This window comes from Streptomyces formicae, assembly GCF_002556545.1.
GTDB lineage: Bacteria > Actinomycetota > Actinomycetes > Streptomycetales > Streptomycetaceae > Streptomyces > Streptomyces formicae_A.
This window is the reverse complement of record NZ_CP022685.1, coordinates 4,834,068-4,850,877: the sequence shown is the minus strand read 5'-3', so window position 1 is coordinate 4,850,877 and position 16,810 is coordinate 4,834,068. Positions and strand designations below refer to the sequence as shown.

Sequence of the window (16,810 nt, the reverse complement as noted above, 5' to 3'; positions counted from 1 at the left end):
CGGATACGTCGGTCGGCCGGTGCACGGGAGGACAGGCAGTGGACTTCACCTTCACCGAGGAACAGCAGGCCGTGGTCGAGGCGGCGAAGGCGCTCTTCGCCGACGTCGCGCCCGACGGGGTGCCGAGCCCGGCCCTCACGCCCGGCGCGGTCGCCGATGACTTCGACCGCGCCCTGTGGTCCCGGCTCGCCGACGCCGACCTGCTCGGCGTGCTCATCGACGCCGAGCACGGCGGCGTGGGCCTCGACCCCATCGCCCTGTGCCTGGTCCTGCGCGAGTCCGCGAAGGTGCTCGCGCGGGTCCCGCTCCTGGAGAGCGCCGCCGCCGCGTACGCCGTAGGGGCCCAGGGCGGCGAGGAGTTGAAGCGAAGGGTCCTTCCCGGGGCCGCCCGCGGGGAGCTCGTCCTGACGGTCGCCGCCAGCGGCCGCACCGGACACGACCCCGCCGAGCTCGCTGTCACCGCACAGCGCGACGGCGACGGCTGGGTCCTGGACGGCGTGCAGACCGCCGTGCCCTGGGCGCAGAACGCCGATCTGATCGTCGTGCCGGGTCACACGACCGAGGGACGTACGGTCCTCGCCCTCGTCCCCCGCGAACAGCCCGGTCTCGCCGTCGCCGAGCAGACATCCACCAGCGGCGAACGCCTCGGCGAACTCCGCCTGGAGTCCGTGCGCGTCGCCGCGTCCGATGTCATCGACGCCGACGGGGCCTGGGACGGACTGCGCGACCTGCTCGCCACCGGTACGTGCGCGCTCGCGCTTGGCCTCGGCGAGGGAGTCCTGCGCATGACGAGCGAATACACCAGCAAGCGCGAGCAGTTCGGCCACCCCGTGGCCACCTTCCAGGCCGTGGCCGTGCAGGCCGCCGACCGCTACATCGACCTGCGCGCGATGGAAGTCACCCTCTGGCAGGCCGCCTGGCGCGTCAGCACCGGCGCCGACGGCTCCCTGCCCACCGCGGGAGACGTCGCCGTCGCCAAGATCTGGGCGTCCGACGGCGTACGCAGGGTCGTCCAGACCGCCCAGCACCTGCACGGCGGCTTCGGCGCGGACACCGACTACCCCCTGCACCGCTACCACGCCTGGGCCAAGCAGCTGGAGCTGTCGCTCGGCCCGGCAGCCGCGCACGAGGAGGCCCTGGGCGACCTGCTGGCCGCCCACGCGCTCGGCTGAGGCCGGACGCGTGCTGCCCGCCTCCTAGACGACGGTGCCCGGCTGACCCTTGTCGTCGACGACGGGTCGGCCGGAGGCCGCCCACGCCTCCATGCCACCGGCGACGTTCACCGCTTCGATGCCCTGCTGCCCGAGGTACATGGTGACCTGGGCGGAGCGGCCGCCGGAGCGGCAGATGACGTTGACCCGGCCGTCCTGCGGCGCGGCCTCGGTCAACTCGCCGTAACGGGAGACGAATTCACTCATGGGGATGTGCAGCGCGCCCTCGGCGTGACCCGCCTGCCATTCGTCGTCCTCGCGGACGTCCAGCAGGAAATCGCCGTTTGCGAGGTCATCGACGCCGACCGTGGGCACTTGAGATCCGAAAGCCATGCCCCCGACGCTACCCGACGGCCGATGCTCGGCCGCCCCGCCCACGACGTGCCCCGAACCTACGCGGTCAACCGCTCCAGCTCGGCCTCGCGCTCGGCCACCTGTGCGAGCAGCTGCTCGGCGATCTCGTCGAGCAGCGCGTCCGGATCGTCCGGCGCGAGGCGCAGCATCCCGCCGATCGCGCCCTCCTCCAGCTCCTTGGCGAGCACGGAGAGGAGCTCCTTGCGCTGGGCGAGCCATTCGAGCCGGGCGTACAGCTCCTCGCTGCGGGTGAGCAGCTGTTCCTCGGGCACGGGCCCTGCCGCCCACTCCTCGGACAGCTCCCGCAGCAACGCCTCGTCGCCACGGGCGTACGCGGCGTTGACCCGCGTGATGAACTCCTCGCGCCGGTTCCGCTCGCCCTCCTCCTGTGCCAGGTCCGGATGGGCCTTGCGGACCAGCTCGCGGTAGAGCTTGCGGGCCTCCTCGCCGGGACGCACCCGCTGCGGCGGCCGCACCGACTGGTCCGTCAGCATCGCGGCGGCCTCGGGGTGCAGGCCCTCGGCGTCCATCCAGCCGTGGAACAGCTCCTCGACGCCCGGCATCGGCATCACCCGCGCCCGGGCCTCCTCCGCCTTGCGCCGGTCCTCGGGGTCGCCCGTGCGGGCCGCGGTGGCCTCGGCGATCCGCGCGTCGAGCTCATCGAGCCGTGCGTACATCGGTCCGAGCTTCTGGTGGTGCAACCGGGAGAAGTTCTCCACCTCCACACGGAAGGTCTCGAGGGCGATCTCGTACTCGATCAGCGCCTGCTCCGCGGCGCGCACCGCGCGCTCCAGACGCGCCTCCGGCCGGGACGTTTCCTCGCCCCCCGCCGGGACCTGTCCCGTAGGGGCCTCAGAGGTTTCGGGCTGCGTCGGCTCGGCTTCCGGGGTCGTCACCCACCCAGCCTAGGCCACCCACCGGCACCACCGGACAGAGCCGCCGAGCCGCCCGCCTCCACGCCCCGCCACGCCTCTTCACACCCCTGCCTCAGCGGCGATCCGCCCCTCCTTGACCGCCCGCACGAGCAGCGCGTGATCCGCCTCCGTACGGTCCGCGTACGCCGTGGCGAACCGCGCCACCGCCTCGTCCAGCTCGTCGTTCTTGCCGCAGTACCCCGCGATGAGCCGCGGGTCGGCGCTGTGCGCGTGGGCGCGGGCCAGCAGGGCGCCGGTCATCCGGCCGTAGTCGTCGATCTGGTCGGCGGCAAGGGCCGCGGGGTCCACGCTGCCCTTGCGGTTCCTGAACTGCCGTACCTGGAAGGGCAGTCCGTCCACCGTCGCCCACCCCAGCAGGAAGTCGCTGACCACCTGCATCCGCTTCTGCCCGAGCACCACCCTGCGCCCCTCGTGCGTGGCCTCGGGCGCCTCGAAGCCCGCGACCGGCAGATGCGGAAGCAGCACGGAGGGCCGCGCCTCCTTCACCTGGAGCACCAGCGGCTCGCCCCGGTGGTCGAGCAGCAGCACCACATAGGACCGTAGCCCCACGCTGCCCGTGCCCACGACACGGAACGCCACGTCCTGGATCGCGTACCGCGCGAGCAGCGGCAGCCGGTCCTCGGCCAGCGTGCCCAGGTACCCGCCGAGCGCGCCCGCCACCGCCGCGGCCTCCTCGTCGGGAACGCGGCGCAGCACGGGAGGAGCGTCGACGAAGCGCCGCCCCACGGCACCGTCGGCGCCGTCGAACCGCTCCGTGGCCTTCGCGGCGAACCGGGCGCTCGTGTTGTTCCGCGCCTTCTCCGAGACCCGCTCCAGGGTGCCCAGGAGGTCACGCGCGTCGGTGTGCGAGACGAGCTGCTCGTCCGCGATGGCGTTCCACGCGTCGAGCGCGGGCAGCTTCGCGAGGAGGCGCATGGTCCGCCGGTACGCCCCCACCGCGTCCAGCGCCGCCTCCTCGCAGACGGACTCGCTCGCCCCCGCCTCGCGCCCGGCGAGGACCAGGGAGGCGGCAAGGCGCTTGAGGTCCCACTCCCACGGGCCGTGCGCCGTCTCGTCGAAGTCGTTCAGGTCGATGACGAGACCGCCACGCGCGTCCGCGTACAGACCGAAGTTCGCCGCATGCGCGTCTCCGCATATCTGCGCGCCCACGCCGGTCATCGGGGTGCGCGCGAGGTCGTACGCCATGAGTCCCGCCGAACCGCGCAGGAAAGCGAAGGGCGAGGCCGACATCCTGCCGACCCGGATCGGCGCGAGCGTGCTGAGCCTGCTGCGGTTGGCGTCCACCACGGCGGCCACGGGGTCGGGCCGCCCCTCGTCCACCGCGAACTCCGCGTGCGAGGAACGGGGCACCCGCGCCCGCAACGCCTTGCCCTCGGCCTTCGGCGACCCCTGCGAGGGCCACGCGGCGAACCCCGCGACCCTGGGAAGCCGCCCCCCGGACCGCCCCTCGGTCAGCTCCTGCGACCGCTGCCGCCCCCGCTGCTTCGGAACCGCCCCATCAGCCCGCGCCATACCCATCGCCCCCACCGATCCCGCCCCCACCGATCGACCCAGTGGATCAACCCACTGGCACTCGGCACGACGGTACTGCCGCTCGCCGATCCTCGTCAGAGCCTGTGGACAACTTCGGTGACATACATCACCGCCCGCCCTGAAGCACGGACGCGCCCCGAGCCCGGAGCACAAAAAGAAGCGGCCCCCGCCCGGACTTTCGTCCGAGCGAGGACCGCTTCCTCATGGTGCGCGAGGGGGGAGTTGAACCCCCACGCCCTTTCGGGCACTGGAACCTGAATCCAGCGCGTCTGCCTATTCCGCCACCCGCGCATGGGTGTTGTCTTTGGGTCTCTCACTGTGTGGTGCGAGCGCCTGCCGACATCCAGAAGATTAGCACGCTGCGGAGGGTGGATTCACATCCGTATTCGGGGGCACCTGCCCAGGGACCCGGGCCCGCCCCGGCCCCGATCCGGCCCCGACCAGGTCCCTGACGGCACCCCTGAGAGGGCCAGGACCCACCCGGCACCCACTCCCTCCCCGGCCGAGCTCGCCGAGCTCCACAGCCAGGTGCGGGACACTGGCTTGAGGCCCCCTCTACGATCCCTGTGAAGAGGAGGCTCGAGCAGGCGTCCCGAGCAGCTGCCCGGAGGGGTTCCGGAGCCGAGGATCAGGGTCCCGTCAGGGGTCCTGGGAGGATCCCCGGAGCCCTGTGCGGGCATGCCTTGTGAGAGGCGACACTCGTCGACTGGGCGGACAGGGGGAACCAGCCGATTTCCCGGCGCGTGGATACGATCAGTAAGCAGTACCAGGATGACTACGACGGAGGAGGTGCCCCATGGGAGTCCTGAAGAAGTTCGAGCAGCGACTTGAAGGTCTGGTCAACGGCACCTTCGCCAAGGTGTTCAAGTCCGAGGTCCAGCCCGTCGAGATCGCCGGCGCCCTCCAGCGCGAGTGCGACAACAACGCGACGATCTGGAACCGCGAGCGGACCGTCGTCCCCAACGACTTCATCGTCGAGCTCAGCGCGCCCGACTTCGAGCGCCTGAGCCCGTATTCGGGCCAGCTCGGGGACGAGCTCTCCGGCATGGTCCGCGACTACGCCAAGCAGCAGCGGTACAGCTTCATGGGCCCCATCAAGGTCCACCTGGAGAAGGCCGAGGACCTCGATACCGGCCTGTACCGGGTGCGCAGCCGCACGCTCGCCTCCAGCTCCTCCCAGGGGCCCGACCAAGCTCCCGCGGGCCCCGGTGGCCCTGCCGGACCCGGTCGGGGCGCGGGCGGCGGCGCAGGCGGCGCGAGTGGCGCGGGCGGCGGCTACGGCTACCCGCAGCCGCCCTCCGGAGCTCCCGGTGGCGCCGGCGCACCTCCCATGCCGAGCGCGCCGCCACCCGGCGGCGGTCGTCCCGGCGGCCAGTCCCCTGCACCGAGCAGGCCCCAGAGCCCGGGCGCCGGAGCACTGCCGGGCGCCCAAGTGCGGCGCTGGATCGAGATCAACGGCAATCGCCATCAGATCTCCCGCCCGACGCTGGTGCTGGGTCGCAGCACCGACGCCGATGTGCGGATCGACGACCCCGGCGTATCGCGTCGGCACTGTGAGATCCGGACCGGAACGCCCTCGACGATCCAGGATCTCGGGTCTACCAACGGCATCGTGGTAGACGGGCAGCACACCACCCGCGCTACGCTCCGCGACGGTTCGCGGATCGTCGTGGGCCAAACCACCATCGTTTACCGGCAAGCCGAAGGGTGAAGCGGGGGCAATGTCAGAGCTGACCCTGACGGTCATGCGGCTAGGTTTTCTAGCCGTCCTGTGGCTGTTCGTGATCGTGGCCGTCCAGGTCATCCGCAGCGACCTGTTCGGAACGCGCGTCACACAGCGCGGTTCGCGCCGCGAGCGGCCGCAGCAGGCCGCCCGGCAACAGCAGGCCGCCGCGCCTCCGCAGCAGCGCCAGCAGGGCGGTGGCGGCCGCCAGCGTCGCGGCGCCCCCAGCAAGCTGGTCGTCTCCGAGGGCATCCTCGCCGGGACGACGGTCGCCCTCCAGGGGCAGACCATCACGCTGGGCCGTGCGCACGATTCCACGATCGTGCTGGACGACGACTACGCCTCCAGCAGGCATGCCAGGATCTACCCGGACCGGGACGGCCAGTGGATCGTCGAGGATCTCGGGTCCACCAACGGCACGTATCTCGACCGGACCCGACTCACCACCCCGACGCCCGTTCCGCTGGGCGCACCGATCCGCATCGGCAAGACCGTCATCGAGCTGCGGAAGTAGTACGACAATGAGCGAGCGGAGCGAGCGAGCCGACGCGGTCCAGTCACTGGACGCCAGCGCGCTCCCGACCGGAGGGTGGGCACCGTGCGGATGTACCCGGAGCCGACGGGCGAGGTGCGCATGAGTCTGTCTTTGCGCTTCGCCGCCGGATCGCACAAAGGCATGATCCGGGAGGGGAACGAGGACTCCGGTTACGCCGGACCACGTCTCCTCGCGATCGCCGACGGCATGGGGGGCCAGGCCGCGGGCGAAGTGGCGAGTTCCGAGGTGATCTCGACGATCGTCGCGCTCGACGACGACGTACCGGGCTCGGACATCCTCACCTCGCTGGGCACCGCCGTGCAGCGGGCCAACGACCAGCTGCGGATCATGGTCGAGGAGGACCCCCAGCTCGAGGGCATGGGCACCACCCTGACCGCCCTCCTGTGGACGGGCCAGCGCCTCGGCCTCGTGCACGTCGGCGACTCGCGCGCCTACCTCCTGCGGGACGGCGTCCTGACGCAGATCACGCAGGACCACACCTGGGTGCAGCGCCTGGTTGACGAGGGCCGCATCACCGAGGAAGAGGCCACCACGCACCCGCAGAGGTCCCTCCTCATGCGCGCGCTGGGCAGCGGCGACCACGTCGAGCCCGACCTCTCCATCCGTGAGGTCCGTGCCGGTGACCGCTATCTGATCTGCTCGGACGGCCTGTCCGGAGTCGTCTCCCACCAGACGATGGAAGACACCCTCGCCAGCTACCAGGGCCCCCAGGAGACCGTGCAGGAGCTGATCCAGCTCGCGCTGCGCGGCGGCGGCCCCGACAACATCACGGTGATCGTCGCCGACGTCCTGGACATCGACAGCGGCGACACCCTCGCGGGCCAGCTGTCCGACACCCCCGTGGTGGTCGGCGCGGTCGCCGAGAACCAGCTCCAGGCGCAGGACGACGGCGCCATGCAGACGCCCGCAGGCCGCGCGTCCGGGCTCGGCCGCCCGGTGCCGCCGCAGCCCTCCGGAGGCGGCGGCTTCGGTCCCCCCGGAAGCGGTGACACCACGGGGTACGCCCCAGAGGGCGGCTTCGGCGCGTACGACGACGAGGACTTCGTGAAGCCCCGCGGCGGCCGCAAGTGGATCAAGAGATCCCTCTACGTGGTCCTCGCACTCGCGGTCATCGCGGGCGGCCTCTACGGCGGCTACCGCTGGACGCAGACCCAGTACTACGTGGGCACGAAGGACAAGCACATCGCTCTCTACCGGGGCATCGACCAGGACCTGGCCTGGGTCAGCCTGTCGAAGGTGGAGAAGGACCACCCCGAGATCGAACTCAAGTACCTGCCGCCGTACCAGCGCAAGCAGGTCGAGGGGACCATCCCCGAGGACAACCTCGACGACGCCAAGGGCAAGGTCGAGGAGCTGGGCCTGCAGGCTTCCGCGTGCAAGAAGGACGCGGAGCGCCGGGAGGCGGAGCGCCAGAAGAAGGACAAGCCCGGCAAGGACGAGGGCGCGCCCGGCAACGTCGAGGAGAACGCGCCGACGGGCAATCCGACCGAAACCGGCAAGAACGACAAGAACAAGTCCAAGACCGCACCGACTCCCACACCCGGCCCCAGCCTCTCCGACGATGAGCAGAAGCTGGTCCCGCTGTGCGGTAAGCAGTAAGCAGCCGTTGGGGGCCCTTGCACGCCATGAGCAGTACTACACACACGTCGACGATCGGCGCGATCGGGGCGCCGAGCCGGCGCAACACCGAGCTCGCGCTGCTCGCGTTCGCGGTCGTCATCCCGCTGTTCGCCTACATGAACGTGGGCCTCGCCCTTGACGGCAAGGTCCCCACGGGCATGCTCGGCTACGGCCTGGGGCTCGGTCTCCTGGCCGGCGTCGGCCACATCGTCGTACGCAAGTTCGCCGCGTACGCCGATCCGCTGCTGCTGCCGCTCGCGACGCTGCTCAACGGACTCGGTCTGGTGATCATCTGGCGCCTCGACCAGTCGGAGAAGCTCCGGCAGCGCAAGAACTTCGTCGAGGCCGCGCCGGACCAGCTGCTGTACTCCGCGATCGGCGTCGCGCTCTTCGTCGGTGTGCTGCTCCTGCTCAAGGACCACCGCGTCCTGCAGCGCTACACCTACATCTCGATGGTCGGCGCCCTGATCCTGCTGCTCCTGCCGCTCGTGCCGGGTCTCGGCATGAACGTGTTCGGCGCCAAGATCTGGATCCGGGTCGGTGGTTTCTCCATCCAGCCCGGTGAGTTCGCGAAGATCGTCATCGCGATCTTCTTCGCGGGCTATCTGATGGTGAAGCGCGACGCGCTCGCGCTCGCCAGCCGCCGCTTCATGGGCCTGTACCTGCCGCGCGGCCGTGACCTCGGCCCGATCGTGGTGGTCTGGGCGATGTCGATCCTGATCCTGGTCTTCGAGACCGACCTCGGTACGTCGCTGCTGTTCTTCGGCATGTTCGTCGTGATGCTCTACGTCGCCACGGAGCGCACCAGCTGGATCGTCTTCGGTCTGCTGATGTCCGCGTTCGGCGCGGTCGGCGTGGCCACCTTCGAACCGCACGTGCAGCAGCGCGTGGACGCCTGGCTGAACCCGTTCGCCCCGGAGACCATCGCCCAGACCGACCAGATCGCCCAGTCGCTGATGGCCTTCGGCTCCGGCGGCGTCCTCGGCACCGGCCTCGGCCAGGGCAACTCCGACCTCATCGGCTTCGCCGCCAACTCCGACTTCATCCTCGCCACCTTCGGCGAGGAGATGGGTCTGGCGGGCGTCATGGCGATCCTGCTGATCTACGGCCTGATCGTGGAGCGCGGCGTGCGCACGGCGCTCGCCGCCCGCGACCCGTTCGGCAAGCTGCTCGCGATCGGCCTCTCCGGAGCCTTCGCCATCCAGGTCTTCGTCGTCTCCGGCGGCGTCATGGGCCTGATCCCGCTGACGGGTATGACCATGCCCTTCCTGGCGTACGGCGGTTCCTCCGTCATCGCCAACTGGGCCCTGATCGGCATCCTGATCCGGATCAGCGACACCGCACGCAGGCCCGCCCCGTCCCCCGCACCGAACCCCGACGCTGAGATGACCCAGGTGGTCCGCCCGTGAACAAGCCCCTGCGCCGGATCGCGATCTTCTGCGGGCTCCTCGTGCTGGCCCTGCTCGCCCGGGACAACTGGCTCCAGTACGTCCAGGCCGACTCCCTGGCCAAGCACGAGAAGAACCGCCGCGTCACCATCGAGCGCTACGCCCAGCCGCGCGGCGACATCATCGTCGACGGCAAGCCCATCACCGGCTCGAAGGCCACCCCGGGCAGCGACCTGAAGTACAAGCGCACCTGGAAGGACGGGCCCATGTGGGCCCCCGTCACCGGCTACTCCTCGCAGCGCATCGGTGCCAACCAGCTCGAGTACATCGACGACGGCATCCTCACCGGCAACGACGACCGGCTCTTCTTCCGCCGCACGCTGGACATGCTGACCGGCGAGAAGAAGGAGGGCGGCAACGTCGTCACCACCCTCAACTCCGCCGCGCAGAAGGCCGCGTACAACGGCCTGAAGAGCAAGGGCAAGGGCGCCGTCGCCGCGATCGACCCGTCCACCGGCGCGATCCTGGCGCTGGCCTCCACTCCGTCGTACGACCCCGGAAGCTTCGCGGGCAACACCAACGACGAGGCGCAGCACTTCCTGGACCTCGACAAGAACAAGGACAAGCCGCTGGTCAACCGCGCGCTGCGCGAGACCTACCCGCCCGGCTCCACCTTCAAGGTGGTCACGGCGGCGGCCGCTCTGGAGCACGGTCTGTACACCGACATCGACAGCAAGACGGACTCCCCGCTGCCCTGGACGATGCCGAACACCCAGACCGAGCTGAAGAACGAGGGCCCCATCCCCTGCAAGAACGCCACGCTGCGCGAGGCGCTGCGGGTGTCCTGCAACACCGTCTTCGGCAAGATCGGCTCCGATCTCGGCAAGGACAAGATGCTGGAGACGGCGAAGAAGTTCGGCTTCAACTCCGAGCAGTTCACGCCGGTCCGCTCCAACGCCTCCAACTTCCCCGAGGACATGGACAAGCCGCAGACCGCGCTGTCCTCCATCGGTCAGTTCGAGACCGCCACGACGCCCCTGCAGATGGCCATGGTCACCGCCGCGATCGCCAACGACGGCAAGCTCATGGAGCCGTACATGGTCAGTGAGCTGCAGGCCCGCAACCTGGACACCATCGAGAAGCACTCGCCCAAGGAGATGAGCGAGCCGCTCTCGAAGGAGAACGCCCAGAAGGTCCAGCAGATGATGGAGACGGTCGTCGAGAAGGGCACCGGAACCAACGCCAAGATCCCCGGCGTCACCGTCGGCGGCAAGACGGGTACGGCCCAGCACGGCGTCGCGAACAGCAAGAACCCGTACGCCTGGTTCATCTCGTACGCGAAGACGGACTCCGGTTCGCCGGTCGCCGTCGCCGTGGTGGTCGAGGACAGCGACGCCGACCGGGGCGACATCTCCGGTGGTGGCCTCGCCGCTCCCATCGCCAAGGACGTGATGAAGGCAGTCATCGACAGCAAGAAGTGACCCCCGTCACGGCCTCTCCACATCGGTGCACGTTGCGGTACCGGTCCGATATCGGGTGACGGTCGCGGCCGGGTCACGCAACTCGAGCCGGGTACGGTATGCCCGGACAGCACACCGCCGGACCACACAAAGGTGCGGTCGGGACCGACGGAGAGGGCTGGATTAGCTATGGAAGAGCCGCGTCGCCTCGGCGGCCGGTACGAGCTGGGCCAGGTGCTCGGCCGTGGTGGCATGGCCGAGGTGTACCTCGCGCACGACACCCGGCTCGGCCGCACCGTGGCGGTGAAGACGCTGCGGGTGGACCTCGCTCGTGACCCGTCCTTCCAGGCCCGGTTCCGCCGTGAGGCCCAGTCGGCCGCCTCGCTCAACCACCCGGCGATCGTCGCGGTCTACGACACCGGCGAGGACTACGTCGACGGGGTCTCCATCCCGTACATCGTGATGGAGTACGTCGACGGCTCCACGCTGCGCGAGCTCCTGCACTCCGGCCGCAAGCTGCTGCCCGAGCGCGCCATGGAGATGACGATCGGCATCCTCCAGGCCCTGGAGTACTCGCACCGCAACGGCATCGTGCACCGCGACATCAAGCCCGCGAACGTCATGCTGACGCGCAACGGCCAGGTCAAGGTCATGGACTTCGGCATCGCCCGCGCGATGGGCGACTCCGGCATGACGATGACGCAGACCGCCGCGGTCATCGGCACCGCGCAGTACCTCTCGCCGGAGCAGGCCAAGGGCGAGCAGGTCGACGCCCGCTCGGACCTCTACTCCACCGGTTGCCTCCTCTACGAGCTCCTGACCGTCCGGCCGCCGTTCGTCGGCGACTCCCCGGTCGCCGTCGCCTACCAGCACGTACGGGAAGAGCCGCAGGCCCCGAGCGTCTTCGACAACGAGATCACGCCCGAGATGGACGCGATCGTCCTCAAGGCGCTCACGAAGGACCCGGACTACCGCTACCAGTCGGCCGACGAGATGCGCGCCGACATCGAGGCGTGCCTGGACGGCCAGCCCGTCGCGGCCACCGCCGCCATGGGCGCGGTCGGCTACGGCCACCCCGACGACCAGCAGACCGCGATGCTGCGCCCGCAGAACGGCGGCGGCCAGACGTCCATGATGCCGCCGGTCAACCCGGACGACGGGGGCTACGGCTACGACGAGGGCGGCCACGGCCGCCGCCAGAAGAAGAGCAACACGTCCACGTGGCTGCTCGTCCTCGCGGGCGTCCTCGTCCTGGTGGGGGCGATCCTCATCGGGAAGTGGGCGTTCAGCGGCGACGGCGGTGACAGCACCACCAAGGCGCCGAACTTCGTGGGCGAGACGTTCAAGGCCGCCAAGGAGTCGGCGGAGAACGTCGGTCTGAAGCTGGAGAAGGGCGAGAGCAAGCCCTGCGAGAAGTACCCGAAGGGCGAGATCTGCGACCAGGACCCGGCGGCCGAAACCGAGGTCGACAAGGGTTCGACGATCACGGTCACGGTGTCCACGGGCGCGCCGAAGGTCGCGGTGCCGAACGTGATCGGCCTGGACATCGACGAGGCCACCAAGAAGCTCGAGTCCGACAAGTACCAGCTCAAGGTCAAGCGCAATCCCGTCGAGTCCACCCAGACCGCGGGCCAGGTCCTGGAGCAGGACCCGACGTCGAGCACCGAGGTGCAGAAGGGCAGCACGGTCACCCTCGACGTCGCCAAGAAGAAGGAACAGGCGACCGTTCCGGATGTGACCGGCAAGACCTGGGAAGAGGCCAAGCAGCAGATCGAGGCCAACGGCCTGGCGGCTTCCCGCGAGGACGTCGCCAGCGAGGACGTCGAGGAGGGCAAGGTCATCAAGACCACGCCCGGCGCCGGCACCGCGGTCGATCCCTCCTCCACCGTCACCGTCCAGGTGGCCAAGAAGGCCGAAGAGTCGACCGTCCCGCCGCTCGCGGGGCAGAAGCTCAAGGACGCCCGCAAGGCCATCGAGGATGCGGGCCTGACGGTCGGCAACATCCAGGGCCCGCAGGACGACGACGCCCTCGTGGTCCTGTCCCAGCCCGGCGCCGGTGAGAAGGCGGCCCCCGGCACGGCGATCAACCTGACCACCGCGGGCGGCAACGGCAACGGCGGGAACGGCGGAGACGACGGCGGCATCGGCGGCGGCTTGGTCGAGGGCATGGGCGGCTGGGGCCGTCACAACCGCGACTGATCAACCACCGCCCCGTCCACGAGAGAGCCCCGGTACCGCTGAGCGGTACCGGGGCTCTCTCGTGCGTACGGCTGCCTACTTCAGCTCGGCGGGCGGCGTCCGCTTGTTGTCGACCTTCTCGATCCGCTCCAGCTCGCCCCACACGATGTAGCGGTAGCGCGAGGTGTAGACCGGCGTGCAGGTCGTGAGCGTGATGTAGCGGCCGGGCTTCTTCACGCCCGACTCCTTGGGGACCTGGTCGAGGACCTTCACGTTGAACTTCGAGGTCTCGGGCAGCGTCTTGTAGACCTTGTAGACGTACCACTTGTCCCGGGACTCGTAGACGATCGCGTCGCCCTTCTTGAGCTTGTCGATCTTGTGGAACTTCGCGCCGTGCCCGTCGCGGTGCGCGGCCAGCGTGAAGTTGCCTTCCTTGTCCTGGGGGAGGGCCGACTTGATCGGGTCCTTGTAGTAACCGGCCACGCCGTCGTTGAGGACCTTGCTGCTGGTGCCCGCCTTGACCAGCACCTCGCCGCCGCCCATCGCGGGTACGTGCAGGAAGCCGATGCCGTCCTTGGTGTCGATGCTCCCGGGGCCGCCCGCCCAGCGGTCGCGCACCCGGTCGCCCTGCCGGTGCGCCTCACGATCCGCTATGACGTTCGTCCACCAGAGCGAGTAGACGACGAAGAGACCGAGCACCAGGCCAGCGGTGATGAGCAGTTCACCGAAGACGCTGACGGCGGTGGCGAGGGGGCCGCGGCCCCCTCGTCGTGGTGCCGGGGCGGGCGCGGGCGCCTCGTCCCGCTTCTCGTCCTGGTCGGTCGTGGCTGCCACTGGATCTGCCCCGTTCTCACCGTTCTAGTTGACGAGCACGCTCGGCTTTCCCTTGCCGCGCGGCCGTTCCTCGACCATCTTGCCCCAGACGATCATTCGATACTTACTCGTGAATTCCGGGGTGCAGGTGGTCAGTGTGATGTACCGCCCGGGTTTGGTGAAGCCCGAACCGGGCGGCACGGGGCCGATGACACTGGTGTTGCCGGGGCTGGTCTGCGGCAGGATGCTCGCCATCTTGTAGACGAAGTACTTGTCCTGCGTCTCCACCACGATGGGGTCGCCCGGCTCCAGGCGGTTGATGTAGCGGAACGGCTCGCCGTGGGTGTTGCGATGCCCCGCGACCGCGAAGTTGCCCTTCTCGGCGTCCGGCATCGGGGTCTTGGTGCTGCCCTCGTTGTAGTGACCGACCATCCCTCGGTCGAGGACCTGCTGCTTGTCGATGCCCTCGGCGATCGGGACGACGACGTCCAGCTTCGGGATGTGCAGCAGGGCGAAGCCCTGTCCTGGTTCGAAGGAGCCCGGCTTGCCCTTGCCCTTGGCCCAGTCGTCCTGCAGGTCGTGGGCGGCGCTGTTGGCCTGCTGGTGGGCCCGGATGTTGGTCCACCACAGCTGATAGGTGACGAAGAGGAGCATCAGGACGCCGACGGTGATGAACAGTTCACCGATTCCCCGGCTGAGCACGGCGCCCGGCGATGGCCTGCGGGCGCGCTCGGCACGGCGGGCCTCCAGGCGGGAGAGCGGGGCCTGCGGCGCCTCTGACGTCCGGCGCGGGGTCGGTGGTGCGCCGCCGCCCTTCTTGGCGGCTCTGCGACGGGCGGCCCGGCCTTCCGCGGGGCGCTCGTGCGCCGTCTCGCGCTCCGGTTCGGCTATTCGACGGGGGTCCGCCGTCCGCAGCCCCACCGTCTCGTCGTCCGGTATCGGTTCGTACGCCTGGGTGGGCCTCTCCGGGGCGTACGCGCCGTACAACTCCTCGTACGTCGGTTCGGGCGCCGGAGGCTGCGGGGAGGCCATCTGGCGCTGCGTCTGAGGCTCCTGCGGCCCGTACCAGTCGCGGACGTACCCCTCGGGGTCGTACCACTCCTGTTCCTGCGGCTGTTCCTGCGGCTGTTCGTGGGCCTCCGGCGGGACCGGCTCCGCGGCCGCGCTGCGGAACCACGGCGAAGGGTGCTGCCCCGGCAGCGGATCGGTGAGGGGGTCGGCCAAGTCGTCGACGGCCGCGGCGAACGCGCCGGCGTCCTCCTGCGCGTAGCCGTTCGCGTCCCCGTGCGCGCTCCCGTGCGCATCACCAGCGGAGTCCCCGTACGCGACGTTCTCGTACGCGACGTTCTCGTCGTCAGGGGCTCCGGAGGAGTCGCGCTCGGGGCGCAGGGCCGTCACGCCGTGGCCCTGCCCACCACCGGGGCGAGCCCGCTCGATCGCTCCACGGCCCCGGTGTCGCCGCACTCCACCAGCCAGTTGGCGAGCATCAGGTGCCCGTGCTCGGTCAGCACGGACTCCGGGTGGAACTGCACGCCCTCGACGGCCAGTTCACGGTGGCGCAGGCCCATGATGATGCCGTCCTCCGTGCGCGCGGTCACCTCGAGCTCGGCCGGCACGGTGGCGGGCTCGGCGGCGAGCGAGTGGTAGCGGGTCGCGGTGAAGGGCGAGGGCAGCCCGGCGAAGACGCCCTTGCCCTCGTGACGCACGAGCGAGGTCTTGCCGTGCAGCAGCTCGGGGGCGCGGTCCACCACGCCGCCGTACGCCACCGCCATCGACTGCATGCCGAGGCAGACCCCGAAGACGGGCACGCCGGTGGCGGCGCAGTGCCGCACCATCTCGACGCAGACGCCCGCGTGCTCCGGGGTGCCGGGGCCCGGCGAGAGCAGGACGCCGTCGAAGCCGTCCTGCGCGTGCTTCAGCTCGACCTCGTCGTTGCGCAGGACCTCGCACTCGGCACCCAGCTGGTACAGGTACTGGACGAGGTTGAAGACGAAGCTGTCGTAGTTGTCGACGACGAGCACGCGGCTGCGGCGGGCGCCGCCGGGGGCGCTCACTGGCCGTCCACGGTGACGTCGTTGAACGGCAGCAGGGGTTCCGCCCACGGGAAGACGTACTGGAAGAGCACGTAGACCACGGCGAAGACGAGCACCAGTGAGATCAGTGCCCTCAGCCACGCGTTTCCCGGCAGATGCCGCCAGATCCAGCCGTACATGCCGTCCCTTCCGTCGCGTACGGCACCGGGCCTCGCTCGCCGTACGGCACCAGACTAACGGCGCAGTGCCTCCGGTTTCCCGGCCTCCACGGGCTGAGTGGCATCGAGATGTGCCCAGGCGATCAGCCGGTGGCTGTGGCCCCACTCCGGTTCACAGGTCGTCAGCGTGAGGTAACGGCCGGGGCCGTCGTAGCCCGACTTGCGAGGGACCGGATCAATGACTCCGATGTCGCTGGGGAGCGTCCGGTAGGGCTTCTTGTCGATGCGGTAGGTGAACCAGGTGGCGCCGTCCGTCAGGACGACGGCGTCGTTCGGCCGCAGCTTCGGGAAGTCCTTGAACGGATCGCCGTAGGTACGGCGGTGCCCGGCCACGGAGAAGTTGCCCTTCTGTCCCAGCTGGGCGGTGGAGGCGTAGTGGCCGAGGCCCTTCTTGAGGACGTCGGTGCCGGTGCCCTGGAGCACCGGCTTGTTCCACGTGAAACCGAACCGCGGGACGTACATGACGGCGAACGCCTTGCCGTCCTTGTAGGGGGCGGGTTTCTGCGGCGCGGCGTCGTCGGCGCCCTTGCCGCCCCCGTCGTCGCCCTCGCCCGCGCCGCCCCGCCCGGTGGAGACCGCGCCCCGCGCCCACTGGTCCTGCAACGCGTCGATCTGGCTGTCCATGGCACTGTCGGCCTTCACGCCGGTCCAGAACAGGACGTACACCACGAAGAGCACGATCAACGTGCCGACGGTGACGCACAGTTCGCTGAACGTCCTGACGAGCACACGCACCGACACAGGACGGCCCCTCCCTGGGTGCTACTCCGGGTGCTACTCGGCTACTC

Annotated in this window: 15 protein-coding genes and 1 tRNA gene; 7 read left to right on the top strand and 9 right to left on the bottom strand. The window is 70.0% G+C overall.

Features of this window, described 5'->3' with window-relative positions:
- Window positions 1-38: 38 nt before the first annotated feature.
- The gene (locus KY5_RS20850) at window positions 39-1,172 is read left to right on the top strand and encodes an acyl-CoA dehydrogenase family protein (RefSeq protein ID WP_098243675.1); all 1,134 of its coding nucleotides are present in this window, start codon (window positions 39-41) and stop codon (window positions 1,170-1,172) included.
- Window positions 1,173-1,196: 24 nt separating this feature from the next.
- Here KY5_RS20850 and KY5_RS20845 read toward each other — a convergent pair whose 3' ends face one another.
- From KY5_RS20845 to KY5_RS20830, 4 genes are all read right to left on the bottom strand, one after another.
- Entirely contained in the window at window positions 1,197-1,526 is a 330-nt protein-coding gene (locus KY5_RS20845; RefSeq protein WP_199843592.1) for a rhodanese-like domain-containing protein, read from the bottom strand.
- A 77-nt stretch (window positions 1,527-1,603) separates the two neighbouring features.
- Window positions 1,604-2,461, bottom strand: a complete 858-nt coding sequence (locus KY5_RS20840) for a hypothetical protein (RefSeq protein WP_098243673.1) — start codon at window positions 2,459-2,461, stop codon at window positions 1,604-1,606.
- A 78-nt stretch (window positions 2,462-2,539) separates the two neighbouring features.
- Window positions 2,540-4,012 (bottom strand): DUF2252 domain-containing protein, encoded by a 1,473-nt coding sequence (locus KY5_RS20835; protein WP_199843170.1) that lies wholly within the window; start codon window positions 4,010-4,012, stop codon window positions 2,540-2,542.
- Between the two features lie 225 nt (window positions 4,013-4,237).
- Window positions 4,238-4,324: transfer RNA gene (locus KY5_RS20830), tRNA-Leu, on the bottom strand.
- A gap of 505 nt (window positions 4,325-4,829) precedes the next feature.
- Between KY5_RS20830 and KY5_RS20825 the strand changes: the two genes are divergently transcribed.
- The 6 genes from KY5_RS20825 (at window position 4,830) to pknB (ending at window position 12,979) form a co-directional block, all read left to right on the top strand.
- Window positions 4,830-5,744: an FhaA domain-containing protein gene (locus tag KY5_RS20825; RefSeq protein ID WP_098243671.1), complete on the top strand. Its 915-nt coding sequence runs from the start codon at window positions 4,830-4,832 to the stop codon at window positions 5,742-5,744.
- 10 nt (window positions 5,745-5,754) lie between these two features.
- Window positions 5,755-6,270, top strand: a complete 516-nt coding sequence (locus KY5_RS20820; protein ID WP_098243670.1) for an FHA domain-containing protein FhaB/FipA — start codon at window positions 5,755-5,757, stop codon at window positions 6,268-6,270.
- 120 nt (window positions 6,271-6,390) lie between these two features.
- Window positions 6,391-7,911, top strand: a complete 1,521-nt coding sequence (locus KY5_RS20815; protein WP_098247377.1) for a Stp1/IreP family PP2C-type Ser/Thr phosphatase — start codon at window positions 6,391-6,393, stop codon at window positions 7,909-7,911.
- Window positions 7,912-7,937: 26 nt separating this feature from the next.
- Window positions 7,938-9,341 (top strand): FtsW/RodA/SpoVE family cell cycle protein, encoded by a 1,404-nt coding sequence (locus KY5_RS20810; protein ID WP_098243669.1) that lies wholly within the window; start codon window positions 7,938-7,940, stop codon window positions 9,339-9,341.
- Complete coding sequence (locus tag KY5_RS20805) at window positions 9,338-10,801, top strand: peptidoglycan D,D-transpeptidase FtsI family protein (protein ID WP_098243668.1); 1,464 nt, start codon at window positions 9,338-9,340, stop codon at window positions 10,799-10,801. Before KY5_RS20810 ends, KY5_RS20805 begins: the two co-directional genes overlap by 4 nt.
- 168 nt (window positions 10,802-10,969) lie before the next feature.
- A complete protein-coding gene (gene pknB, locus KY5_RS20795) occupies window positions 10,970-12,979 on the top strand; it encodes a Stk1 family PASTA domain-containing Ser/Thr kinase (RefSeq protein WP_098243667.1) in 2,010 nt (669 codons plus the stop codon).
- A gap of 75 nt (window positions 12,980-13,054) precedes the next feature.
- Here pknB and KY5_RS20790 read toward each other — a convergent pair whose 3' ends face one another.
- The 5 genes from KY5_RS20790 to KY5_RS20770 are packed head-to-tail and all read right to left on the bottom strand — an operon-like array spanning window position 13,055 to window position 16,757.
- Window positions 13,055-13,792: a class E sortase gene (locus KY5_RS20790; RefSeq protein ID WP_098243666.1), complete on the bottom strand. Its 738-nt coding sequence runs from the start codon at window positions 13,790-13,792 to the stop codon at window positions 13,055-13,057.
- A 24-nt stretch (window positions 13,793-13,816) separates the two neighbouring features.
- Window positions 13,817-15,169, bottom strand: coding sequence for a class E sortase (locus KY5_RS20785; protein WP_418952802.1), 1,353 nt, complete (start codon window positions 15,167-15,169; stop codon window positions 13,817-13,819).
- Window positions 15,166-15,825 carry an aminodeoxychorismate/anthranilate synthase component II gene (locus KY5_RS20780; RefSeq protein WP_098243664.1) on the bottom strand — a complete coding sequence of 220 codons (660 nt, stop codon included), beginning with the start codon at window positions 15,823-15,825 and terminating at the stop codon, window positions 15,166-15,168. The genes KY5_RS20785 and KY5_RS20780 overlap by 4 nt, the downstream gene beginning before the upstream one ends.
- On the bottom strand, window positions 15,822-15,983 hold the full coding sequence (locus tag KY5_RS20775; RefSeq protein ID WP_098243663.1) for a hypothetical protein: 162 nt from the start codon (window positions 15,981-15,983) through the stop codon (window positions 15,822-15,824). Before KY5_RS20775 ends, KY5_RS20780 begins: the two co-directional genes overlap by 4 nt.
- A 54-nt stretch (window positions 15,984-16,037) precedes the next feature.
- Entirely contained in the window at window positions 16,038-16,757 is a 720-nt protein-coding gene (locus tag KY5_RS20770; protein ID WP_098247376.1) for a class E sortase, read from the bottom strand.
- Window positions 16,758-16,810: the final 53 nt, after the last annotated feature.